This window comes from Streptomyces sp. NPDC047022, from assembly GCF_040644155.1.
GTDB lineage: Bacteria > Actinomycetota > Actinomycetes > Streptomycetales > Streptomycetaceae > Streptomyces.
On sequence record NZ_JBEYVV010000026.1, the window covers coordinates 1 to 14128 of the forward strand.

Consider the following 14128-nt stretch of genomic DNA (forward strand, 5'->3'; position numbering starts at 1 on the left):
ATGGCCCCGGACCGTGTTGGTCCGGGGCCTTCGTCTTGCTGCGGGCCAGGGCGCCGCGGATCGTCCGTATGACTATCCATCCATGGCGGCATGTCGGCTTTGATCCCTTTATGCGCTGATTAGCTTGAGTGCTGCCGTTCCGCATCGGCGGACCGGACAGGTCCGGACGAGCCAGCGGAGGAAAGCCCATGAGCCGGCGAAGTGTGAGTATCAGCATGGCGGCGGGAGTACTGCTCGCTGGAGTCGCGGCGGCTCCGGCGCACGCGAATACGCCGGTGGCCTGCTCGGACACGGCCCTGATCCAGGCGATCAACGACTCCAACACCGGCGCCAACGACCACATCCTGGACCTGACGTCATACTGCGTGTACACGCTCACCGACGCCGACGGTACCCTCCCCACGATCACGGCGGCTTTGACCATCCACGGTCACAATGCCACCATCCGCCGCGACCCGAACGCCACCACCAACTTCGGAATCTTCGTGGTCGGCGCCACCTCCCTGACCATGGACACCCTCACCGTCATGAACGGCAGCGCCGGCAATGGCGGCGGGGTGGACCTTCCCGCAAGCGGCACCCTGACCACTACCAACGTGAACTTTCAGGGCAACACCGTCACCGGCTTCGGTGGCGCGATCTTCGCCACGAGAGGTTCCTCAATCTCCCTCACCGGCGGCACCATCAGCGACAACCACGCCGGCAGCACCGGAGGCGGCATCAATGCCACCCAAAACGTCACCGTCACCCTGACCTCGGTGACCGTGACCCGCAACCGCTCCGACATCAGCTCCGGCGGCGTGAACATCGCCACCACCACCAACCAGCCCACGACCATCACGAACAGCACCATCAGCCACAACACCGCGACCCACAATGTGGGCGGCCTCAACGCCATCGTCTCCGGTCCGCTGACCATCACGGGCACTACGATCGCGGACAACCGGGTCACCAGCAGCACCTCGGGCGGGGCCGGAATCGTTTTCGAGGCGGACGGCGCCGGGAGCGGCACGATCACGAACTCCACGATCAGCGGCAACACCCTCACCGGCTTCACGAACGACGGCCTCAGCAACCGGGGCGGCGGCCTCTTCGTCCAGGGAGGCCCCCTCACCCTGGACAACACCACCGTCCACGGCAACCGGCTCGTCGGCGCCTTCGGACAGGGCGCCGGAATCGCAGCAGAAGGACTCAACGGAGCGGCCACGCTGACCCTGCAGAACGGCACCACCCTCACCGGCAACCTCGCCTCCGGCCGCTACTCCCAAGGCGGCGGCCTCTACACCGCCAACTCCACCAACGGCGTCACCGTGAACGTGACCGGCTCCCACATCGACGCCAACAAGGTGACCGGTACCGGCTCCGCCCCCGCAGGCTTCTACAACACCGGGGGCACCGTCTCTCTCATCACGTCCAGCGTGAACAACAACATCGCCCCGATCGCGCCCGCGCCCGGCGGGGTGTGGACCGACACCCAGTTCGTTTCCACCGCCGGTTCCACCATCACCGGCAACATTCCCACGAACTGCCTTCTCAGCCCCGTCATCCCCACTGGCTGCGTCGGCTGACACTCCCCCCGCGCGGCTTACCCGAGACCTCAGCCTCGAGCCGCTCGTTGTCCTGGTCTTTGTCCAGTGCACCAGTGGCCGCCACCGTCCGCCCCCGTACGCACGCCCTGTCTGACCTGCCACACGAACCGCCATGAACGCCCCTGCATGACCGCACGGACAGTTGGAAAGCGTGTTGGGGGCAACCCCTCACGAGTTCGAATCTCGTTTCCTCCGCCAGTGCCTCATCGGGCACGATGTCGAAGGGCCCCACTGTTCGCAGTGGGGCCCTTCGACGTTCGCAGTCTCAACGCGCTTCGGCGGAGTCGTTCGGACTGTCGTCGGCGGCGGGCTTCGCCACCACCTTGCACCACCAAAACACGCTCTACCAGGCGACCCTGCCCGCGGCCTTGTTCGTGACCTCGATCCTTTCGGATCCACGCACAACCCGGACGGTGGACAAGGACCGCCGCTCCTTCCCTGGGTGCGTGCGCGCTGAGCTGCTTCTGTGGATTGCCTCAGTGGCCAACGAGGTTACGGACGAGGCTGACGTGCGAAGACCCTCCGTTCTAATCGCAGGCCCACCGAGATCCACAAGGCCGTCAGCCAGTGAGCTACAACTTGCTCCAGGGTTCAAGCCCCGGCTGCGCTCCGCTCCGCCGGGCGCGCTTCCTACCGCGCTGTCAGCGCGTCAAGGTCACCAGTCCGAGGATCACCAACCCGACTCCCATGAATCCGAACTGCAGTCTCATGCGTTTAGGGCTCTCCCAGGGCGTCCTCCATCGCGTCCCGTAACGCGGCGAAAAGGTCACGTCTGCCCAGTCCCACACCCAGACGTCCACGCCGCGATAGCCACAGGCCACCACGATGAAAGCGCTGCCCGCGATCAGTGCAAGCACCCCACGGAGAAGCACGCCGTCCTCCCCCTGCCTCATGACTACCGTCACTGTCGCGGCATTGTCGCAGGAGGCGCCGAAGACAATGGGGACGGTCCCCGGCAGGGCCGTGGCAGGGCCGTGGCAGGGCCGAGAGTGGCACGTGTGCCCTTCACATGCCCGATCAGACAGGACGCGGCAGGGAATAGCGGGGAGCAGCGGCCACCGACCCGAGAAGCGCCAGGCCGACGACTTGCCGGCTCAGGCTGCATCCGCATACGCGATCTTCCGAACTGGTGCTCCAAGACCCGGAGAGCGGCGCTTGACCGGGTCGTCGAGGACCCCGCCGAGATTGCCACGAGACCCACCGTGGCAATGGGCTCAGTGGCCGTCGGTCTCAGGCCAGTACCAAGACTCGTCGTCCTCCAGCGCGAGGTCGCCCGCGATGCCGTGCTCAAGCTTGCCTTCGAGCCGCATGCTCAGCCATTCACGGAGCGTCAGGTCGCACTTGTGTCGCTCTCCCTGGTCCCACCACCACATCTGCCCCTCCGGGCGTCGGCAGTCGAGCATGGACCACGTGGCACAGCCGTGGTCGCAGAACAACAGCACCCCGTGAGGCGGAGAAGGTGGCGCTTGCTCTTCTGGATACGGATCGGGCTCGTCGTACTGGAGATACATCTCCAGCATGCTTGGCCCGTCACTCGTGTATCCGTCGCGGAGGCCTTCGATGCCGCCGAAGGGACCGAATCCGCCGTTGGCCACCTCCGTGTAGAGGCGGCGGAGCAGAGGCGGGAGTGGGTAACCGATGATGCGCTCTGCCTCCGCCAGCGCCTCCGCGGATGCGGGTGCCGGCGTGAGCAGACTGCCGCGCAGGTCCGTTGGGCGCCCTGCCTGAACGCGGGCCTCGACCGCCGCCAGCACCTCGTCATCGGTCACTCTGATGATGATCGCAGATGTCTGTGCGGTGCAGCAGCGAAGTTCAGCAACCATGCCGACCGGGGCCAACCGCACATGCCCCCAGTAGCCCGTCTGACCAGCCCACCAGACCTCCACCCACGTACTGCGTCTTCCGAACCGGCGATACGGCGCGAAGTCAGGGGCGGTCAGTCGCCCCCGCGCAGCTGGGAAGCAGAAGGGAGGGGGCTGTGGTCGGCGGCATGTCGGGTGCATGATGATCCAATGACCTCTTGGCTGAGCACCCGGAGCACATGGTTGCAGGTACTGCTCTTGTGGGCGATCGGACTGACAGCCGCCCTGATCGGAATTGCGTTCGACCGAGCCTTCCTTGAACACCCCCCTCTGAGGCCCTTCGCTTCTAACCTCCCTATGACAGTAGGCGGCACTTTCTGCATCGCCGTCGCCGGCGCCGGGGGGTCGCGTCGTAGGCGACGGCGGCAGGACCGATGATGTGGAGCCGGTTGCCGTACAGCAGCGAAGTACAGCAACCACAGCAACCGCCCGCCTTCGGCAGTGCCCTTTTGTTTGGTAGCAGCTCAGGAGGGCTCATGAGCACCGTCCACGTACGCATCGGGGACTACCGGTCCAAGTACCACACTGACGTTGATTGCCCGTCGCTGAACGGAAAGCAAGATACCCACCTGGGGCAGAAGTCGATGCCCGAGGACGAGGCCAAGAAGCGAGGGCTCACGGCCTGCCAGCACTGCAAGAGGTAGTTGTGCCAGCGCCATGGCTGTCCAGTGGCCTCTTCGTCGCCATGCTGCTGACGGCAGTGACGGCACGCTGAGGGCAACGACGGCGGACGGCAGCGGCACTCGGCGGCCCCGCACGGCAGCGGTACGAGACGACCTGACCGCCCCACGTCGGCGCACCCGCATCTTCCTCGGGCTTGGTCTCACACTCAGCCGAGCCGCTTCGGGACGAAGAGGGCCGTCGTGCCAGACGCCGTGTCAGGATTTCGATCACGGATGCGGATCGTTCCTGAGTCTTGGGGCCCTGTTTGCTGTCATCTGTGGTGGCCGGGCTTCTTCGGTTTCTCGGGCTTGTGGGGCTTGTGGGGTTTTCCCTTCCCCGCGGTGATCGCGATACCGCTCGGGCCGGTGCCGACGGGGATGGTGGCGACGACGGTGGTGGTGGTGTCGATCAACGACACATTGCCCGAGGCAACCCGTCTCGGGGGGGTGCTGCGTCCTCCCGTGTGCGAGGACTCGAAGCGCCGGACGAAGCGGCAAGGGCGGTCGATGGTGAGCAATTCGTTGGGCGCGGCGGTGTGCGGTGGCGTTGCCCTGCTGCTGCTCGGCTTCGCGGTGCGGGAGGCTGCCGTGGTGCGGCGGCTGCGGCGGACGGGTATTCGCACCCAGGGTGTCGTGGTCGACCACACGCGGGACGACGAATATTGGGTGCCGGTCATCGCCTTTGTCGACCAGCAGGGACACCGCGTGGAGTTCTCGCCCCGGGAGAGCGGGACCGGGGCGAACCTGGCGAGGGGACTTGAGGTTCAGGTGGTGTACGAGGGCGGGAACCCCCAGGTGGCACGGGTGCTCATGTGGAAGGACATGATGGGGCCGGCGGTGTACATGCTGCTGGGCGCAGTGGTCTTCGCCGGCGGCGCCGTGCTGCTCGCCCTGAAGAACTGACCGCGCCCGCTCTAGTGGCTCTTCAGTTCCCCGATCCGCGCCACCGTCGTTCCCCTCTTCGGGCATACCCACACCGCCGCGTCCGTGCGGACAGTGGCCGTCAGGGGATGCGCGTCCGGGTGTGTCGGGCACTGCGGCCATACCGCCGATGCACCTTCGGACCACAGTGCCTCCACCGCCCAGTCCTGGACCTGATCTGCCAGGTGCACGAGCAACTCTGCGGCGGTGCCGTCCGGATGCGGTGTCAGGCCCTGGCCTGAACCGTCCGGGGCCCAGAGCATGATCCCGATCGTGTCGTCCCAACGTATATCTGGCTGCACCGCGCACTGTGCCCGGAGGTCCCGCAGGACTGTCTCCACAGCTTCGGAGAATTCCATGTCGTTCACTGGGGCTCCTGATCGCCTCGGGGAGAAGTTCCTGACAGTCTCCACTGCCCTTGGAGCTTGCGGTGATCCTTTCGGGGTGTCGGGGCCGGACACCTCCCTGACAGAGCATTGACAGGAAGCAAACATCGCTCGTGAACCATGAGCGCCATGAAGACGCGCACCTTTCGAACAGCGTCCAGGCCCCGTCCCCTTCCGCGGACCACCCTGCTCGTCACGGCCGGTACGACCGCCGTCGCCCTCCTCACCGGATGCGGCGGCTCGGGCGGCACGTCGGACGGCGCATCAGGCGGCGACGGGAACGTCGCTTCGCTGCCCACGCAGGGGAAGTCCGGCTCAGCGGCCAAGACCGGCACCGCCGACCCGGACGCGGGCCGGCCCCAGATCCGGCTGGACAGCAGCCAGGACGAGATCAACCGCATGGAGGAGGCTTATGTCTCCTGTCTCAAGCAGCTGGTAGGGCCGGACTACAAGCAGAAGTGGGTGGAGGCCGCCAAGAGCGGGAAGCCACGGCCCGGCGAGAAGGAATGCCATTCCAAGGACCCGCTCCAGCCTCCGGAACTGGATCCGGACAAAAACCCCCACTTCGCCGACGACACGCGGGAGATGGTCAACTGCATGAACAGCAAGGGCATCAAGAGTGTTGTGGACACCCAGCAGAGCGGCTGGGGGTTGGTCAGCGGCGATGAGATGTCGCTTCCCGGATTCGATGACGCCATACGCACCTGCCAGGTCAAGGCGTACGGCGGGCACGAGTAGCCCGCCCGGCGCATCACGTCGGCAGCTGAAGCGTGAAGACCGTTCCGGCGCCGAGGGTGCTGGTCACCGTGACCTCGCCCTCGTGCGCTTCGACCAGTTGACGCACGATGGCCAGACCCAGGCCGCTGCCACCTGTCCGGCGGCTGCGGGAGCGCTCGGCCCGCCAGAAGCGGTCGAACACCCGTGGGAGATCGTCCGGAGCGATGCCGCTGCCCGTGTCGGCGACCTCGATCAGTACGGTCTTGCCCTTCCGCCGGGAGCGCAGGGACACCGTGCCGCCGGCCGGGGTGTGCCGCAGAGCGTTGGAGACCAGGTTGCCCACGATCTGCCGCAGACGCAGCGGGTCCGCGAACACCCAGACATCGTCCTTGGCGCACACTTCCAGGGCGACCCCCGCCGACTGGGCATGGCCGCCGTACGCGGTGGCGGCATGCTCGAGAATCGTGCCCGCCTCCACGTACTCCAGGTGCAGTTCGAGCGTGCCGGCGTCGGACGCGGCCAGGACCTGCAGGTCGTCCACGATGTGCTGGAGGAGCAGGGTCTCCTCCAGCAGCGAGGCGGTCACCTCGTCCTCGGCCGACAGGACGCCGTCCTGCGTCGCCTCCAGCCAGCCGCGGATGGTGGTCAGCGGGGTCCGCAGCTCATGGGCGATGTCACTGACCATCGCCTTGCGCTGCTCCTCCATGCGTTCGCGGTACGCGGAGAGGTCGTTGAACGCCCTCGTGAGACGCCCGATCTCGTCGTCCGCCGCCACGGGCAGCGGTACGTGCGTCTGTCCCGGCCGGCGGACCGCGTCGGTGAGCGCGCGCAGCGGCCTGACCATACGGAGGCCGACAGCGGCGGTCACCGCCGTGGTCACGACGAGTACCAGCGCGGTGACGCCGACGATCCGGGCGGCGTTGGCCGCGGAGAAGTCGAACCGCCACACCGCCGCCGAGCCGCTCGACCTGCTGACGTACACCCGCGCCACCGGTGCGACGTAGGGAGCGAGTTGTTCGCGGCGGCTGGTGTCGATGCAGTTCTGCGTGGCCGTGCCGATGGCGCCGTCCTCCGGCGGCGGAGTGGGGGTGAAATCGAGGCCGAGCTTCACCGTGCGCAGGCCCTGGCGCCGCAGACAGCCGCTGATCAGCGTGTTGAGATGGGCGAGCGCCGTCGACTCGGTCGGTGTGGGGTCGTCGAGCTGGTAGAGCCGGCAGACGAGCGATGCCTTCAGTTGGTAGTCGCTGCTTCCGGAGACCTGGACCCGGGGGCGCCCGCCGGGGACGTCGACCAGTGCGACGGCTATGGGGAGCTGCAGTTTTTCGCGCACACAGTCCACGCCCTTCTTCGCCATGAGGACGAGCTGCCGGTGTTCCGCGGGCGTCAGCCGGAACGGGCCGAGCGCCTTGGGATAGATGCGGTCCGCCCGCGTGTCGCGGATCAGCGCGGGGTCGGTCTGGAGGGGGTCCACGACCGCGAGCGCCTGAGCCGAGTGCGGCCCGGCCGCGCCCGGGGAGGAGTCGGCGATCAGCCTGCCCCCGGGGCTCTGGAGATCGCGCAGAGTGATACGGCGGTGGGTGCGTGCGGCAAGTTGCCTGACCGTCCGGTCGACGCCGTCCCACCGCGGATGAGTGGCCGCGTAGTCCATCAGCGTCTGGTACACGGCGACGTCGTCGGTGAGGGCCTGCCCGCTCTGCTCGCGGATCACACTGCTCGTCGTCTGCACCGCGAGCCACGCCGTGGCCGACAAGGCGCACCCGGCTATGAGCAACGACGCGGCCAGCAGCCTCGTCAGCAGGCTCTTGCGCAGTGGGACTCCGACCGCGCGGGCGCCGGTCCTCACCGCTCGCCCCGGAGGCCGTCCGGGCCGTCCACATCGTCCGAGCCGTCGGTCAGCTTGTACCCGACACCGACAACGGTCAGCAGATAGGCGGGCCGCCGAGGGTCGGGTTCCATCTTCTTGCGCAGGTTGAGGACGTGTACGTCGATCGTGCGCTCGGTGACGAAGGCGTTGGCGCCCCGCGTATGCATGAGCAATTGCCGGCGGGTGAAGACACGGTCCGGCGCGGCCGCCATGACCGACAGCACCCGGAACTCACCGGCCGTCAACTCGACCCGCCGCGCACCGAACCGGACCTCATGCCGTGCCATGTCCATCGTGAGGGCACCGACGTGCAGCACCGTCTCGTCCACCGGCTCAGCCCGGACCTCGGCCGTGCGCCGGGCCCGCCGCAGCAGGGTCCGGATGCGGGCCATCAACTCCCGGGCACTGTAGGGCTTGGTCATGAAGTCGTCGGCCCCCAGCCCCAGCCCCCGCAGGAGATCCTCCTCGGTGCCCAGGGCCGTGAGCATCAGGATGGCGAGCTCGGACTCCCGGCGCAGCACGCGGCAGACCTGCAGTCCGTCCATCACGGGCATCATCACGTCAAGGACCAGCAGATCGGGTCGGTGGCGGCGTGCCTCATCGATGGCGGAGCCTCCGTCGTGGACGACTACGACGGTGTGGCCCTCCTGCTCAAGGTAGCGGCGGATGACCGTGGCCTGCTTGAGGTCGTCTTCGGCCACCAGGATATGTGCACACACAAAGGCTCACCCTAAGACGCCGCTCAACATCGAACACGCTTCTGATGTCAACCTGACAGCATCCTCATATCGCTTGGCCACGATGGCCGCCATGTCCCCCGATCTGTTGCGGCACGTCCGCAAGCACCGCGTCGAATACGAACCGGCCGAGCCATCGGAGCTCCAGGACCCGGAAGCCGGGAACAAGGGGAGCGGCAAGAGAGGGAAGAAGCGGCTGGTCATCGCGCTCGTCGCGGTTCTCGCGGCGGGCGGGACCGGTGTCGGGCTGATCGCGAGCAACGGCGGTGGCCGACAGACGGGCGCGACGTCGAACGGCGCGGCCCGGAACGCGACGGTCGCCGTGGTCAGGACCGACCTGTCCGACGCGTTGTCACTGCAAGGGTCGCTCGGCTTCGGCCCGTCGGTGACGGTCATGGGCGGCAAGGAGGGTGTGGTCACCCAGTTGCCCGGGGTGGGCACCACGGTGTCCAGGGGCGAGTCCCTGTACCGGCTGGACGATCGCCCGGTGCCCGTGCTCTACGGCTCCACCCCTCTGTTCCGTACGCTCGACACCAAGGGCGTCGCCGGTCGGGACGTGAAGGTGATCGCCGACAACCTGAAGGCCTTGGGTTACGCCGTCGGTACCCAGCTGGCGCCGGGCTCCTGGATCGACGAACCGGTGCAGCAGACGGGTCCGGCACAGTCCAATGCGCCGCAGAAGCCTTCGGCTCAGTCCGGTTCCTCGCATCAGTCCGCGACTCAGACCGTCTTCTCGCACCGGTCTTCGGCTCGGTCCGGTCCGTCGCAGAAGCCTACGGCTCAGGCCGGTCCGTCACAGAAGCCTTCGGCACCGGCCGATACGAGCGTGCCCCCGAGGACGGCCCCGAGCGGTGCGCCGGCCGGGGGCGCCCCGGCGAGCCCGGCTCCCGCCACGGTCCACACCCAGCTCAAACAGGGAGAGGCCGTGCTCACCGACTCCCTCATCGAGGCCATCAAGGCGTGGCAGACCCACGTCGGCATGTCCCCCACCGGTGTACTCGGGCCGGGCGACGTGTACGTCACCAGCGGCGCGGTGCGCGTCGGCGCGGTGCAGGCCCACCCCGGCGCCGCAGCCACCGGGACGCTGTTGTCGGTCACCAATACGGTCAAGTTGGTGTCCGTGCCGGTCGACCCGACCCAGGTCGGCTCGATCAACCAGAACGACAAGGTGACCGTCGTCCTGCCCGACAACTCGACGACGCCCGGCACCGTCTCCGCCATCAGCACGACGGTGCAGTCCGGGGACGCGGGCTCAGGGGACCCCTCGTCCGGAACCTCCCGCGTGAACGTCACCGTCACGCTGGACGACACCAGCGCAGTGAGCCGCCTGAACTCCGCATCCGTCCAGGTGCAGTTCAGCACCCACACCCGCAAGGGCGTGCTCGCCGTACCGGTCGGAGCGCTCCTCGCGCTGAGCGGAGGCGGGTACGCCGTCCAGTTTCCCGACGGCCGTCTGGTGGCGGTGAAAACGGGACTGTTCGCCAAGGGCCAGGTGGAGATCACCGGCGAGGGCATCGGCCCGGGTATGAAAGTGGTGACGACGTCATGACCGTCGCCGCGCCCACCGGTCCCGGGCCGGTGCACACCGGTTCCGGACCGGTTCTGGCGGTCCGGAGCGCGAGCATGGTGTACGCGGGCGGAGTGAAGGCCCTCGACGACGTCTCCCTGACCGTCGACACCGGTGAACTGCTGGCCATCGTCGGCCCGTCGGGCTCCGGCAAGTCCACGCTGCTCAACATCATGGGCACCCTGGACCGGCCGACCGACGGCGTCGTGGAGATCGGCGGCCAGGACGTGACGGTTTTCTCCGACCGGCGCCTTTCCGCGCTGCGCGGCCGCCTGCTCGGTTTCGTCTTCCAGCAGTTCCACCTCACCGAGGGCCTGACCGCCGCCGAGAACGTCGCGACCGGCCTGCTCTACGCCGGGGTGGCACGCCGCCGACGCCGCCCGCTCGCCCTGGAGGCGCTGGCCAGGGTCGGCCTGGCCCACCGTGCGGGGCATCTGCCCCGCCAGCTCTCCGGCGGTGAGAGGCAGCGCGTCGCCATCGCACGCGCACTGGTGCACAATCCCGCCCTGGTGCTGGCCGACGAGCCCACCGGCGCGCTGGACAGCGCCAACGGCCGGGCCGTACTGGACCTTCTGACCACTCTGAACCACGAGGGTGCCACCATCGCGGTCATCACCCACGACACGGACATCGCCATGCGCCTGCCCCGCCGGGTGGAGATTCGCGACGGCCGCCTCGTCGCCGACACCCGCGGGGGAAGCCCGTCATGAACTCAAGCTCCTCAGCCCCCGCGGCTCTTGCCGAGGCGGCCACCAGGCCCGTACGGCTGAGCCCGCTGGACGTCCTCGGACTGGGCCTGCTCGGTGTCCGGACGCGCAAGATGCGGGCCGCCCTGTCGGCTCTCGGCATCTCCATCGGCATCGCCACCATGATCGTCGTCACCGGCATCCCGGCCTCCAGCCGTGCGGCCCTGCTGAACCAGCTCACGGCCCTGGGCACCAACATGCTCAAGGTGCAGCCCCAGCCCGAAAAGGATCACCCCGTCCTGCTCCTGCCCGATGCGGACCGCATGGCCGCCCGCATCGGCCCCGTGACGATGGCGAGCGCCGTCGCCAACACCCACGCCACCGTCCACCGGTCCGACCGCATCGCTCCGGACGACTACGCCGGACTCACCGTTCTGGCGAGCCGAACCGACCTCCTCCCCGCGCTGAACGCTTCCGTCAGCTCGGGAACCTTCCTCACCCCCAGCAACGAGAAGTTCCCCACCGCGGTTCTCGGCTCGGTCGCCGCCACCCGGCTGGGCATCGAGCCCCTGCGCCCCGGGCAGCCGAGCCCGCAGATCTTCATCAACAACCACTGGTTCACGGTCGTCGGCATCCTCGCCACGACACCGCTCTCCCCGGACATCGACCGCTCCGTCCTCGTCGGCTGGGACGCCGCCCGCACTGAGCTGCAATTCGACGGGCATCCCACGGTCGTCTACGTCAAAGCCAGAGAGAGCGCGATGGAGGCCGTCCGAGCCGTCCTGCCCGCCACGGTGTACCCGCAGCTACCGGGCATGGTGCAGGTCAGCCGACCGTCCGACGCCCTGGCCGCGAAGCGCGACGCCGAGGCCAACTTCTCCGCCCTCTTCCTGGGCCTGGCCGGGGTCGCACTGCTGGTCGGCGGCATCGGCGTGGCCAACACCATGGTCATCTCCGTCCTCGAACGCCGCAGGGAGATCGGCCTGCGACGCGCGCTGGGCGCCCACCGCGGCCAGATCCGCAACCAGTTCCTGACCGAGTCGGTCATCCTGTCCGCACTGGGCGGACTGGCCGGTGTGGTGCTCGGCATCCTGGCGACCATCGGCTATGTCACCTACCAGCACTGGCCCGTGGTCATCCCGGTCGCCTCGGTGGCCGAAGGCTTCGGCGGAGCCATCCTGGTCGGAGTGACAGCGGGCGTCTACCCCTCGATCAGGGCGTCCCGTCTCACCCCCACCGAGGCGCTCGCCTCCGCCTGAGACCCGCGGAACTCGACGTCCCGCCGCCACCGCCCGACCCGCGCTCCGGTCCCAGCGGAGCGCGGGCCGGGCGGCAGGTCATCCGTGCTCGTGCGGCGGTGTCGCGGGGCGGATGCTCTGCTCGTACTGGAAGACGTTGTCGGGGTCGTACTTCGCCTTGATCTCGCGGAGCCGGTCGACGTTGGTTCCCCAGTAGGCGGTTTCCCAGTCCTGCATGCCGATGTTCGGCACATTGACGTAGGCACCGTGCGCATAGGGCCGCAACGCCTGGCTGAACTCGGCGATCCACGCCTGGGCCCGCGGGGTGAGCGGGTCACGAACGCCCGGATGTCCGCTGTTGCGGCTCCCCCAGCCGGCTCCGGGCTCGGAGTAGAAGAGCGCGTCGCGGTGCGGGAACGCGGTGCCTCCGCTGGGGCTTTTCCTGACCGCCCCGCCGAATGCCTGAGTGAAGAAGTTGCTGTCGCTCGTCGGGGCGGTCTGCATGTACGAGGAGATCACGTCGATCGCTGCGGCCGGGAACGGCTTTCTGGTGAACTGCGAGAAGAACCTCCAGTTCGCGGGTTCATCCGCGGTCGGGATCTGGAATCCCGCGTAGATGTCGCCCCAGTTTCCTTCCTGCGTCCGGACCTTCGGGCTGTCGACGGCCAGAATCGGGGCCAGCATCCGCTGCGCCTGAGCCGGAGTTCCCTCGGCGAGAACCGCGAACAGCAGGATCTCGTTCTTGTGGATCTCGAGCTGCGTTCCGAGGCGGTCGTCGGCGAACGGCGCCGTACGCTGCCAGATGTCGAACACCTCATTCAGGTGCCCCAGCCCTGCCCACGTCGCCCGCACATAGGCGACGCTCTTCAGCGGTGTCACTTTGTAGGTGAGCGAGGTGACGATGCCGAAGTTGCCGTTCCCCGCCCCCCGCAGCGCCCAGAGCAGGTCCGAGTTGCGGTGCGGATCCGCCGTGATCACCTCGGCGCACCCGGCGCCCGACGGGATGACGATCTCGGCTCCCACAAGGTTGTCGCAGGCCATGCCGAGCCAGCGGGTGAGGAAGCCGAATCCGCCGCCGAGCGTCGCACCGGCCAGGCCTACGCTGCCCTCCGTACCGGTCGTCACCGCGAGGTCCTGCCGCGCGAGCGTGGTCACCGCTTCCAGCTGGTCGAGCCCGGAGCCGACGGTCGCGATCCGCGCATCGCTGTCGATGTGGACCGACTTCAGCTCGCTGATGTCGATCACGATGCCCTTGTCGACGTTCGACCAGCCCTCGAGGCTGTGGCGACCGCTGCGTACCCGCAGCGCGACGTCGTTCTGCCTCGCCCACGCCAGGGCGTTGACCACGTCCTGGGTGTTCCGGGCGAACACGATGACGAGCGGATGGTGCGAGAAGAGTTCGTCCCAGCCGAGGCTCGCGTCCGCGTAATCGGGATCCTCGGGACGGACGATGCGCCCGGTCAGCTGCGCGGGACCGCACTTTCCGCCTCCTGGTCCTCCGTGCCCTCCGTGCCCTCCGTGCCCTCCGTGCCCACCGTGCCCGTTGTCCGCGGCGATCGCGTCCGGGGCGCTCAGGGCCGTCACACCCGGAACGACGACCGCGTCGGCGCCGGCGCCCGCAGTTGCTTTGAGCAGGCCGCGACGAGAAAAGTCGTGCATGGTGCGTCCGGATCCTCTCGGCCGGGATACGCCGATATTCAGCCCTTCACAGGCGCTTCCTGGGGCCGCACAGTAACAAAGGTGAACTGCGGCCACCTCGCCCGACACACTCATCGATCACACCGGTGCGGCATATTCGCCGGGATGAATGGCCACCGAATGATGAGGAATTTTAAATAAGTACGCACTGGCGGCGCATTGCCGCCGGCCGCCGCGCTGCCCCCGGTGCGAGCCGGTCCG

Annotated in this window: 13 protein-coding genes; 7 read left to right on the forward strand and 6 right to left on the reverse strand. The window is 68.1% G+C overall.

The annotated features are described in order from the left end of the window. Positions 1-203: 203 nt before the first annotated feature. Positions 204-1568: a hypothetical protein gene (locus tag ABZ845_RS23530; protein WP_360982773.1), complete on the forward strand. Its 1365-nt coding sequence runs from the start codon at positions 204-206 to the stop codon at positions 1566-1568. A gap of 1235 nt (positions 1569-2803) precedes the next feature. Here ABZ845_RS23530 and ABZ845_RS23535 read toward each other — a convergent pair. Beyond that, positions 2804-3358, reverse strand: coding sequence for an SMI1/KNR4 family protein (locus ABZ845_RS23535; protein WP_360982775.1), 555 nt, complete (start codon positions 3356-3358; stop codon positions 2804-2806). A gap of 569 nt (positions 3359-3927) precedes the next feature. Between ABZ845_RS23535 and ABZ845_RS23540 the strand changes: the two genes are divergently transcribed. Further along, on the forward strand, positions 3928-4095 hold the full coding sequence (locus ABZ845_RS23540) for a hypothetical protein (protein WP_360982777.1): 168 nt from the start codon (positions 3928-3930) through the stop codon (positions 4093-4095). Between the two features lie 290 nt (positions 4096-4385). Here ABZ845_RS23540 and ABZ845_RS23545 read toward each other — a convergent pair whose 3' ends face one another. Then, positions 4386-4526, reverse strand: a complete 141-nt coding sequence (locus tag ABZ845_RS23545; protein ID WP_360982779.1) for a hypothetical protein — start codon at positions 4524-4526, stop codon at positions 4386-4388. Between the two features lie 94 nt (positions 4527-4620). Between ABZ845_RS23545 and ABZ845_RS23550 the strand changes: the two genes are divergently transcribed. Then, positions 4621-5016, forward strand: coding sequence for a DUF3592 domain-containing protein (locus ABZ845_RS23550; RefSeq protein ID WP_360982781.1), 396 nt, complete (start codon positions 4621-4623; stop codon positions 5014-5016). Between the two features lie 11 nt (positions 5017-5027). Here ABZ845_RS23550 and ABZ845_RS23555 read toward each other — a convergent pair whose 3' ends face one another. Next, positions 5028-5297, reverse strand: coding sequence for a hypothetical protein (locus tag ABZ845_RS23555; protein WP_360982783.1), 270 nt, complete (start codon positions 5295-5297; stop codon positions 5028-5030). A 252-nt stretch (positions 5298-5549) separates the two neighbouring features. Between ABZ845_RS23555 and ABZ845_RS23560 the strand changes: the two genes are divergently transcribed. Further along, a complete protein-coding gene (locus ABZ845_RS23560) occupies positions 5550-6158 on the forward strand; it encodes a hypothetical protein (RefSeq protein ID WP_360982784.1) in 609 nt (202 codons plus the stop codon). A gap of 13 nt (positions 6159-6171) precedes the next feature. Here the strand turns inward: ABZ845_RS23560 and ABZ845_RS23565 are convergent, their stop codons facing one another. Together ABZ845_RS23565 and ABZ845_RS23570 are read right to left on the reverse strand one after the other, a co-directional pair. Further along, a complete protein-coding gene (locus tag ABZ845_RS23565; RefSeq protein WP_360982786.1) occupies positions 6172-7980 on the reverse strand; it encodes a HAMP domain-containing sensor histidine kinase in 1809 nt (602 codons plus the stop codon). Then, a complete protein-coding gene (locus ABZ845_RS23570) occupies positions 7977-8720 on the reverse strand; it encodes a response regulator transcription factor (RefSeq protein WP_360982788.1) in 744 nt (247 codons plus the stop codon). Before ABZ845_RS23570 ends, ABZ845_RS23565 begins: the two co-directional genes overlap by 4 nt. A gap of 91 nt (positions 8721-8811) precedes the next feature. Here ABZ845_RS23570 and ABZ845_RS23575 point away from each other — a divergent pair, with 91 nt between their 5' ends. Genes ABZ845_RS23575 through ABZ845_RS23585 form a run of 3 tightly spaced genes read left to right on the forward strand, consistent with a single transcriptional unit; the run spans position 8812 to position 12250 of the window. Next, positions 8812-10287 (forward strand): hypothetical protein, encoded by a 1476-nt coding sequence (locus ABZ845_RS23575; protein WP_360982790.1) that lies wholly within the window; start codon positions 8812-8814, stop codon positions 10285-10287. Further along, a complete protein-coding gene (locus ABZ845_RS23580; RefSeq protein ID WP_360982792.1) occupies positions 10284-11015 on the forward strand; it encodes an ABC transporter ATP-binding protein in 732 nt (243 codons plus the stop codon). Before ABZ845_RS23575 ends, ABZ845_RS23580 begins: the two co-directional genes overlap by 4 nt. Next, positions 11012-12250 (forward strand): ABC transporter permease, encoded by a 1239-nt coding sequence (locus ABZ845_RS23585; protein WP_360982794.1) that lies wholly within the window; start codon positions 11012-11014, stop codon positions 12248-12250. The genes ABZ845_RS23580 and ABZ845_RS23585 overlap by 4 nt, the downstream gene beginning before the upstream one ends. Before the next feature lie 78 nt (positions 12251-12328). Here the strand turns inward: ABZ845_RS23585 and ABZ845_RS23590 are convergent, their stop codons facing one another. Then, entirely contained in the window at positions 12329-13888 is a 1560-nt protein-coding gene (locus tag ABZ845_RS23590; protein ID WP_360982796.1) for an FAD-binding oxidoreductase, read from the reverse strand. Positions 13889-14128 lie beyond the last annotated feature (240 nt).

Coding starts and splice junctions, on each gene's coding strand:
- ABZ845_RS23580 (WP_360982792.1), top strand. CDS start 10,284: ATGACCGTCGCCGCGCCCACCGGTCCCGGGCCGGTGCACACCGGTTCC.
- ABZ845_RS23555 (WP_360982783.1), bottom strand. CDS start 5,297: ATGCTCTGGGCCCCGGACGGTTCAGGCCAGGGCCTGACACCGCATCCG.
- ABZ845_RS23540 (WP_360982777.1), top strand. CDS start 3,928: ATGAGCACCGTCCACGTACGCATCGGGGACTACCGGTCCAAGTACCAC.
- ABZ845_RS23575 (WP_360982790.1), top strand. CDS start 8,812: ATGTCCCCCGATCTGTTGCGGCACGTCCGCAAGCACCGCGTCGAATAC.
- ABZ845_RS23585 (WP_360982794.1), top strand. CDS start 11,012: ATGAACTCAAGCTCCTCAGCCCCCGCGGCTCTTGCCGAGGCGGCCACC.
- ABZ845_RS23550 (WP_360982781.1), top strand. CDS start 4,621: ATGGTGAGCAATTCGTTGGGCGCGGCGGTGTGCGGTGGCGTTGCCCTG.
- ABZ845_RS23560 (WP_360982784.1), top strand. CDS start 5,550: ATGAAGACGCGCACCTTTCGAACAGCGTCCAGGCCCCGTCCCCTTCCG.
- ABZ845_RS23590 (WP_360982796.1), bottom strand. CDS start 13,888: ATGCACGACTTTTCTCGTCGCGGCCTGCTCAAAGCAACTGCGGGCGCC.